General features: G+C 30.7%; 10 protein-coding genes and 1 pseudogene. 3 read left to right on the forward strand and 8 right to left on the reverse strand.

From position 1 onward, the window contains the following. Positions 1-190, forward strand: a pseudogene (locus QM495_RS08110) (coproporphyrinogen III oxidase); the annotation flags it as partial. 76 nt (positions 191-266) lie between these two features. Here QM495_RS08110 and QM495_RS08115 read toward each other — a convergent pair. The 8 genes from QM495_RS08115 to QM495_RS08150 form a co-directional block, all read right to left on the reverse strand. Further along, positions 267-680, reverse strand: coding sequence for a c-type cytochrome (locus QM495_RS08115; protein ID WP_408671606.1), 414 nt, complete (start codon positions 678-680; stop codon positions 267-269). A gap of 2 nt (positions 681-682) precedes the next feature. Then, complete coding sequence (locus QM495_RS08120; protein ID WP_408671607.1) at positions 683-1,549, reverse strand: hypothetical protein; 867 nt, start codon at positions 1,547-1,549, stop codon at positions 683-685. Then, positions 1,539-2,858, reverse strand: a complete 1,320-nt coding sequence (gene nrfD / locus QM495_RS08125) for an NrfD/PsrC family molybdoenzyme membrane anchor subunit (protein ID WP_408671608.1) — start codon at positions 2,856-2,858, stop codon at positions 1,539-1,541. The genes QM495_RS08120 and nrfD overlap by 11 nt, the downstream gene beginning before the upstream one ends. Continuing rightward, positions 2,855-3,817: a 4Fe-4S dicluster domain-containing protein gene (locus QM495_RS08130; protein WP_408671609.1), complete on the reverse strand. Its 963-nt coding sequence runs from the start codon at positions 3,815-3,817 to the stop codon at positions 2,855-2,857. Before QM495_RS08130 ends, nrfD begins: the two co-directional genes overlap by 4 nt. 21 nt (positions 3,818-3,838) lie before the next feature. After that, positions 3,839-4,123, reverse strand: a complete 285-nt coding sequence (locus tag QM495_RS08135) for a hypothetical protein (protein WP_408671610.1) — start codon at positions 4,121-4,123, stop codon at positions 3,839-3,841. Between the two features lie 76 nt (positions 4,124-4,199). After that, entirely contained in the window at positions 4,200-5,054 is an 855-nt protein-coding gene (locus QM495_RS08140; RefSeq protein WP_408671611.1) for a DUF5777 family beta-barrel protein, read from the reverse strand. 17 nt (positions 5,055-5,071) lie between these two features. Then, positions 5,072-5,458 carry a hypothetical protein gene (locus tag QM495_RS08145; RefSeq protein ID WP_408671612.1) on the reverse strand — a complete coding sequence of 129 codons (387 nt, stop codon included), beginning with the start codon at positions 5,456-5,458 and terminating at the stop codon, positions 5,072-5,074. A gap of 91 nt (positions 5,459-5,549) precedes the next feature. Beyond that, positions 5,550-6,857 carry an ethylbenzene dehydrogenase-related protein gene (locus QM495_RS08150; RefSeq protein ID WP_408671613.1) on the reverse strand — a complete coding sequence of 436 codons (1,308 nt, stop codon included), beginning with the start codon at positions 6,855-6,857 and terminating at the stop codon, positions 5,550-5,552. A 478-nt stretch (positions 6,858-7,335) separates the two neighbouring features. Between QM495_RS08150 and QM495_RS08155 the strand changes: the two genes are divergently transcribed. Then, the gene (locus QM495_RS08155; RefSeq protein ID WP_408671614.1) at positions 7,336-8,424 is read left to right on the forward strand and encodes an ISAs1 family transposase; all 1,089 of its coding nucleotides are present in this window, start codon (positions 7,336-7,338) and stop codon (positions 8,422-8,424) included. Positions 8,425-8,504: 80 nt separating this feature from the next. Next, on the forward strand, positions 8,505-8,650 hold a 146-nt coding region (locus QM495_RS08160; RefSeq protein ID WP_408671615.1), incomplete at its 3' end, for a biotin/lipoyl-containing protein.

An 8,650-nucleotide genomic window follows, 5' to 3' on the forward strand; every position in this document is an offset into this window, starting at 1 on the left:
ATCAAAAGTAAAAGAGGAAATTATAAATCGTTTGCAAGAAATTATTATTGATGGTTTGGTTGAGGTGACAACTGATAAAGTTGTAGTAAATGAAGAAGGAAGAAAATTTGTGAGAAATATTTGTATGGCGTTTGATTTAAGATTGTTAGAAAATAAACCAGATATACGAGTTTTTTCTATGACCATATAAATTTAAAAATTAACGATAAAAAAAGCCAAACAATTTGTATTGTTCGGCTTTTTTTTAATTTCAAATATATGAATTGTTATTCAACTAATGTTCTCATGTAATTTACAATTAGCCAACGGTCTTCATCATCTGACATTTTCTTTTTAAAGTTTGGCATATCGTCTTTACCAGTAGTGATTTTGTAAAATAATGAACCATCAGTTTGATCTTGAGTGTCTTCTGAAGAAAAATCTCCTAAATCACCATCTTGATCTGCAGCTTTTGAGCCATCTCCATAACCTTCTTTTCCGTGACAAGATTTACAATGTTTTGAATATAAATTTTTCCCAATTGCCATATTTTCTTTATCACTTTTATCGGTTGGATTTTTCATGGTTTTGTATTTTTCGGGCACTATCCATTCATCTTCTTGAATTAGAGATTTGAATGAAAATAGTATAAATATTAATCCTACTATTGATAAAATAATTTTAATGTTTTTGTTTTTCATGTTTAAGAGTTTTTGTGTTTTGAAATTCTAAATAAATTGATAACTAATATAACCAATGTTCCCCAAATACCCAAAATTAATAAATTTGGAACAATTAAATCTGCCCAAGGAGCCATTGTTGGTGGCGACCACATGGTACGTTGATCAAAAGTTGATAAATCTTTAATTTCTTTACCAATAGCCGTTTTAACAACTGATTTTATGGTTCCATAATCATCATTATCTTTTAAAAGAACTTCATAATTTAACTTTCCGTTTATTCCGGGCATTATTTCTTTGATAGGCGCAACTATTGTGCCATTTTCATTTGTAAAATAAATTCCGTTGCCAACAGGTAGTGGTGAAAATAAACGATCTAACTGAACATTCACTTCAGTTTCAGGAATAGGATTTCCTTCTACATCTGTTAATGTGGCTTCAATACTATATTTTTTATCTTTTGATATTATCAGTTTTGAAGTTAGATTAGCTATTTTAATTGTTATTGTTTTTTTAGCTTTTTTAAATTTTTCTGAGCCAGCAAAAATCACTTTAAAAGTATAGGATTTTTGTACTTTTTCAAAGGCTTTATTTATATTTAAATTAAATTTTCCTTGAGGGTTAAGTACAACATCCTCTAAAAATACTAAACTGTCATTATCCATTACAGAATATACTTTTAATTTAAAGCCTCTCCCCATTTTGAATAATTTACCTTCTTTATATTTTGCTGCAATTGCCAAATTATTTTGACCACTTTCTTTAATATATTGTATAGATATACGTGCTTTTAATTTTTTAGATTTAGCATTAATTGTTACACTAGAAAACCCAAAAAATAAGATACAAATTGTAAATATTGTTTGTTTGATATAATTATCATTTTTCATCGCTTTCGATTTCTTTTGGTTCAACAATTCCTAATTCTTCAGCTGTTTCATGTATTGGAATTATAGGCACATACCGTACTAATAATGTAACAATAAGCATAGCCCCAGCTAATGTTCCCCATGTTATTAACCATTCTAGGTGTGTAGGGTTATAATGATGCCATTCTTCTGGAACACCTTGTACTGGTAAAAAGGGGTGTAATAAAGTTGGAATAACGATGATATAACGTTTCCACCAAGCTCCAATAACAACTGCTACCCCAATAAAAAATATAGGTAATGGTTTTCTCATTCGTTTAAAAAGAAGAAGAATTGAAGGAATCACAAGGCCTCCTAAAATTGCGCTCCAAAATAAGAAAGATTCATCACCAATAAATAATGATTTGAGATGTCCAGCTTCACTTTCAGTCATTTTTAAGGCTGGAACTAAAAATTCATTTACATTAAAATAAAGATAAATCAATATTAATAAAACTAATAGTTTACCCATGATGTCAAAATGAAAATCGGTAATATATTCTTCTAAATGATGCGTTTTTCTTAATATATACATCACAGCTATTACTGCTCCTGCTCCTGCAACAAAAGCACCTGCAATAAAATAGGGTCCAAAATTGGCACTATCCCATCCTGGTCGATATGTTGCTGCAAATAACCATGCCGTTACAGTATGAATACCGAAGGCTACAGGAATAATTAATACAGATAGTGTACCTATAGACCATTTATAAATGCTTTTTTGTTTGCTACTTCCGGTCCAGTTTAAAGATAGTTTTTTATATATTTTTGATAATTTTTGGTTGCTTTTAAATTTTTTACTTAAAATTTGAAAATCTGGTAGTAATGGAAAAAGAAGTAATAAAAAACTGATCGTTAAATAAGTGGTTACTACAATAACATCCCAAACAATTGGTGATTGTAATCTTCCGTGTAAAAATAAATTGTAAATCCTATCAGGTCGTCCCATATCAATAATAATGGTTAAACCACCCATTATTATGGCGGCAACTGCAATAATTTCTGCAATTCTTGTTAAAGGTGTTGCCCATTTCACTCCAGATAATCTTAAAATGGCCGTAACTAAGGATCCTACCAAACTAATGGCAACAAAGAAGACAAAATTAGAAATGTAAATTCCCCATAAAGAGTAATCTCGCATTCCAGTAATTTCTAATCCTTTTGTTAATTGTAGGTAATAGGCATACAAAGCACCTAAAATAATGACTACTAAAAAGCCAACCCATATTTTACCGTATAAGCCAAATTTTTTAGGTTTTAATTCATTGGTTAATTGTTCAAAAGTTTTCATGCTTTTTTATCTTTTTTTACAGATTCAAACTCAGTATAATTTTCTAAACCTTTTTCAAATTCATCTTGCCTGTCAACTGGAGGTAAATAATAAACGCTAGGAGCAGTTCCTAAATCTTCCATTAATCTATAACCAGATTTGTCTTTTAAAAGTTTACTTAATTGAAAAGTTTCATCTCCATTGGTAACGGTATCTTCATATAAATCCCCAAAGAAATAAACCCCATTCGGACAAGCAGAAACACAATGTGGTAATTTTTCTTCTGCAATCATATGTGGGCAAAAATCACATTTGTCAACGGTTCCTTTAATACTTGGTGCACCCGCATAATCAATATAGCTATCAGGAGATGACATGTCGTGTTCCATATCCATTTCCATGCTCATGGTAATTTCACCTTGATCAGGCTCATTCCAATTAAATACACGAACGGAATAAGGACAAGCAGCCATACAAAAACGACAACCAATACACCGTTCATTATCAATTAAAACAATACCATCTCTTCGTTTAAAAGTAGCATCTACTGGGCATACTTTAACACAAGCAGGTTGATCACAATGTTGGCATAAACTTGGCATCCAATATGGTGATGTTTCCGGACTGTCTTGCATTTTATATATTTTTAGCCAGGCATTGTCACCACTAATAAAATGATTTTTATTACAGGCACTTTGGCATTGTTTAGCGTTTTTACAACGTGCTAAATCAATTACCATTACAAATTTACGGTTTGGAAAGCCTTCTCTAGGAGTGTAGTGATCTCCTTTAAGTGTAGAATGTTCTTCTACTTTTGAAACTGGAACTTTTATAACATTTCCATTAGTGTCTAAAAGGTCAACAGTTTCTTCTTCAACTAAAGATTTTGCAACGGCAGTTCCGCCAATAGCGGTTAAGAGCCCAAGCTTTAAACCTTTATTTATAAATTTTCTTCTTGAATTTTCTTCTTTGTTTTTCATAAATTCTAATCTTTAATAAAATTATTTCTTATTGGAAAGCCAATTAAGAAAGGAATGGTTAGAAATATTTTTCTTCACAACTTCAGCATCTTTAATTACGCTTTTTTTAACCTTAACTGTAGTACCATCAGGCCGTAACAGTGTTTGATATTCATCATCAGGCTCGTTGTTGTTTTCTACTAAAGAAGAATTTGAATTAGATAAAGTTTTTCCAATACCCAAAAATGGAATTAATAATGAACTCCCCAAAATAGGCAGGATGCCTCTTCTAGAAACAGGAAGCCCTATTTTTGATTTTTTTTTCATTTTGTAGTATATTTATTAAACAGTAAAACAAATTATTAGCAATTTAATAATTTGTTTTACTGTTTTAGATTAACAATTAAAAATTATATTTTCTAGTAATATTAAATCCAATCATAAAATCACCATTATTAATAAAATCATTATGATTATACATATAATTTTTTTGAGGTGACAACCCATTATAGTTGGTTGCAAATAATTGGAAAGCGTGACCAGAAGTTGCAAATTCAACACCAAATGCTATACCTGGATTTGGATTACCAGAATAGAAAGAGGTGATTGGTTGACTATAATCAACAATAATTGCTGTGTTTGGACTAATTTTATAACGACCTCCAAAAGCAATAGCTATCATATCGTTTTTAATAGTAGGTTCCACTAAATTAAAGTGAGAAATACTAGGAGCAACTTGTGCGGAAAATTTAGAGCTAAAACGTTTAGCAATAATTAATTGACTGAAATATGAATATCTATCTTGTTTTAAATTAAAGTTATCTTTAGTTCTTGCATCAACAGTTGCATTACCAAAATAAGTAACACTAATTGGCATTGAATTAGAACGAGTTTGTCTTAAAAGACCAACTTTTAAATTAAAATCTTGTAATCTACTAAATTTAGTAGTTCCATAACCTACAGTAATATAATCTGTAATAGCATAAGCTAAACCGATTCTAATATTTGAAGGTGCCCAAAAACCAGCCATATCATTTGTTCCACCATTTAAAAGACCAAATCTATGTGACATTTGAATTTCTAAGGTGTTTTTTTGAAATAACACGTTTGTTGCATTTTCAATTAAAGTACTACCTTCAAAAGCTGCACGTGCTGGTTTTTCTTTAGTTTGTTCTTTATCATTTTGTTTTGTTTCTTGTGCAAAAACAAACATTGGCAACGCAAAAAGAACAATAAGTATATTTTTAAAAGTTTTCATTTGTATCATTTTAAATGTTAATTGTCTTTAGCACCATCGTTAATCCAAGCTTTAATCAAACTAGTTTTTTTAGATGATAATTTACCTGAAGGAGGCATAGGAGCTGTTGTACTAATCATTCTTTGGTAAAGTTCACTACCTTCTGCATCAAATGGAATTACTAAATCTGGATCTGTAACTGTGAGGAAATTATATGAATTTCCTTCGGTTAAATCAGGAATACTGATTGCAGGATGACAAGCAATACAATTTTCGTTAAATATTGGTTGTATGTCTATGGCAAATGAAACTTCGGTAACAACTGGTGGAGTGTATTCATACACATCATTATAATAACAGCTTGTTAAAGAAAGTAACATTACAAATACAGCAACCTTTGTTGTTATATATATTATTTTTTTCATAATTGAAATTTAATAATGAAATTAAAATTTAAAAATCGAAATTGACTATTGAAATTGAAAAGTCAATTTCGATTTTTACTTTGTTGAACTGTTATTGTTCAAAAGAGAATGTTAAATCAGGTTTGATAGCATGTGCAATTGCAGCGTTATCAAAAATACCTAATCCAAATTGGTAAGATTGTGTAGTATCATAAGCGATATCATCAGCATTACCAGTATTTAATGGACGTTTCCATTCTAAAATCCATCCGTTACCGGTGTAAGTTTGTCCACAAAGTAAGTCACCTCTACTTCCTACAAAAGGCGCAGTTGTAATACTTGGCATACCTTTTAAAGCAGGTGAATGTAAATCAGTTGTTACAGGTCTTTGGTAATCAACATCAGCAACAGGGTCAATTGTTCCACCATTAGCTAAATCTAAAGTACCATTATCATGTACTCCAACAATTTCTACAGCAGTTCCATCAGTAACTTCACTAGTTAAAATCCAGTAATAATCAGTTTTTCCAGGAATGTAATATTTTGGTACATTTACATTAGTACCAGCATTAGAACCATCTAATAAAGGTAAGCTTATTTTATTATTAGAATGTCCACCACCATCTTTTGCATCACCAGCTCTAGCTTTTCCTGTTCCTCCAGCAGCTACAGCAGCAGTTGTTAAATCAGTAATGTGTTTGTCATCAAATTGACCTGTTGGTAAACCAGTTCTTACTGATTTCCAGTGCCACATATCAGTTTGTTCTCCAGTAACAGTATAATGGTGACCTCCACCATCAACGTCTTGGGATCCAATATGGCAAGTTGCATAACATGATGCAGTATCCCAGCTAGTTACTGTTCCTATTGGCCATTGCATAGCAAATTTATCTTCATAAAAAGCATCTCTTAAAATAGTTGTACCATCAGTATCAAAAACAGGTTTGTTACTTTCTTGTGCCCAACGAGAAGTTGTTGCATCAAAATACCAAGTATCTCTACTTCCATCTTGTTCAGCATCTTTCCATTGTGCTAAAAAGTAAACGTTTTCTGCATCATACTGAGCTCTTATTTGAAAATCTCTTGTATTTCCTGCATAACCATTAAAAATTACTGTACCATCAGTTGCTACAGGATTAGGAACAGTCGCAGTTCCAGTTAAAAGGCTAGAATCTGCCCAAGAAGCATCAATAACACCATCAATTACTGGACCTAAAAATACTTTTTGTGCTACTAAATCAGTAGTACTTGTTGCAGCACCTGTGCTAACACCATCTGAACCATCTGAACCATCTGAACCATCAATACCATCTACTCCATTAGTTCCTGCAGGTCCTGGGATAGGGTCATTTGTACATTGAATTAACATAAAGCTTGCTGACATTAACAGTAATAAGCTTACTAATTTTAATTTTTTCATAATATTATATTTATTTGTATTAGAAATTTGTTTTTAATATTAGGTAAATTTACACAGAAAAAAATATAATATTATGATATAAGTCATTCCTTTTAAAATTTTAAAATACTGATAAATAGATAGTTAACAGCTATTTAGAATGTTTCTATATAATTTTAATTTTTTTAAAGTCATATATATTACATAGTTATGTAATTAAAGTTTCATTTGAAATATTTTGAAAGTATGAATAGGGTAAGTTTGGAGTTCTGATTTAAGGTATAATTATAAAATAGTATAAAATAATAGGTAAAATGTAATTTTACTGCTTTGTTTTAGATTTAATTATAAAAGAGGTAATTTGAAAACAAATAATTTATGGGTATTTAGTCAGGGCAAAATCATACTTTTTTTTTAAAAATGATTTATTCACTTGACTTTTAGTAGTTTAAGTTATTAATTATTTGTATATTATACTGATAATCAATACTTTAACTCAATGAAATCATCAGATAATTTAAAAGACATTTTTAGACAAATAGAAGACCACCGAAGCCATATAAACCAACTTCATAATTTAGTTGACATTCTTCTTATTGACATAATTTCAGTGATTTGTGGGGCGGAAACTTGGGAACAAATGGTTGGGTTTGCCAAATCAAAAGAAGCTTTTTTAAGAAAATTCTTAGAATTACCTAGTGGGATTCCTTCAAAAGATACCCTTAACAGGGCTTTTTCTGCTATTGATAGTGAACAATTTGAGTCTTGTTTTGTTGACTGGGTCAACTCAATTGCAGATATAAGTAAAGGTCAAATAATTGCCATTGATGGCAAAACGATACGTGGTGCAAAATCATACGGAAAGAAATCATCCATTCATATGGTTAGTGCTTGGGCTTGTGAAAACAACCTTGTATTGGGGCAAGTAAAAACAGCTGAAAAGTCAAATGAGATTACTGCAATACCAGAATTATTAGACATTCTAAATGTTTCAGGAAACACCATTACTATTGATGCTATGGGAACTCAAAAAGAAATCGCTAAAAAAATAATCGATCAAGATGCCAATTATATTTTAGCAGTCAAAGCAAATCAACCTGAATTTCGATTTTATAAACCATTAGAAATATACACCAATGAGGATTTAGGACACGGAAGAATAGAAACTAGAACTTGTAGCGTAATCACAGATTTTCAGTTTATTGAGAATGAAAATGGATGGAAAAACTTAGCTAGTATCATAAAACTAGAAAGTACTCGTGAATTTAAAAATAGCGATAAAGCTACAGAAAAAGCTACCCGATATTACATTTCAAGTCTACAGAATGATGCAAATCAATTTCAATCCAAGATACGCTCACATTGGGCTGTGGAAAATAAACTGCATTGGACTCTTGATGTAGCTTTCTCTGAGGATGCTTCTAGAAAAAGAGCAGGTAATGCTGCTCAAAATTATTCCATTTTACTCAAAATAGCTCTAAACTTATTAAAAAATGAAGCTTCAAAAAAATTATCTATAAAGAGTAAAAGGCTTGAAGCTGGCTGGAATGATGACTATTTGTTGAAAATATTAAATTTAAAAGTATGATTTTGCCCTGGTATTTAGTAGGGGAATTTATATGTAGACTATATTTTTTGTAAATTTGCAAAATCTAAAAAAATTACAAAATGTCAAGATTTGAAATAAAGCTTCCAAAAATGGGTGAAAGTGTTGTAGAAGCAACCATAACCTCCTGGTTAAAAAATGTAGGAGATACTATTGAGATGGATGAAGCGATTGTTGAAATTGCTACAGATAAAGTAGATTCTGAAAT

This window comes from Lutibacter sp., from assembly GCF_046055765.1.
In the GTDB taxonomy this organism is placed as follows: domain Bacteria; phylum Bacteroidota; class Bacteroidia; order Flavobacteriales; family Flavobacteriaceae; genus Lutibacter.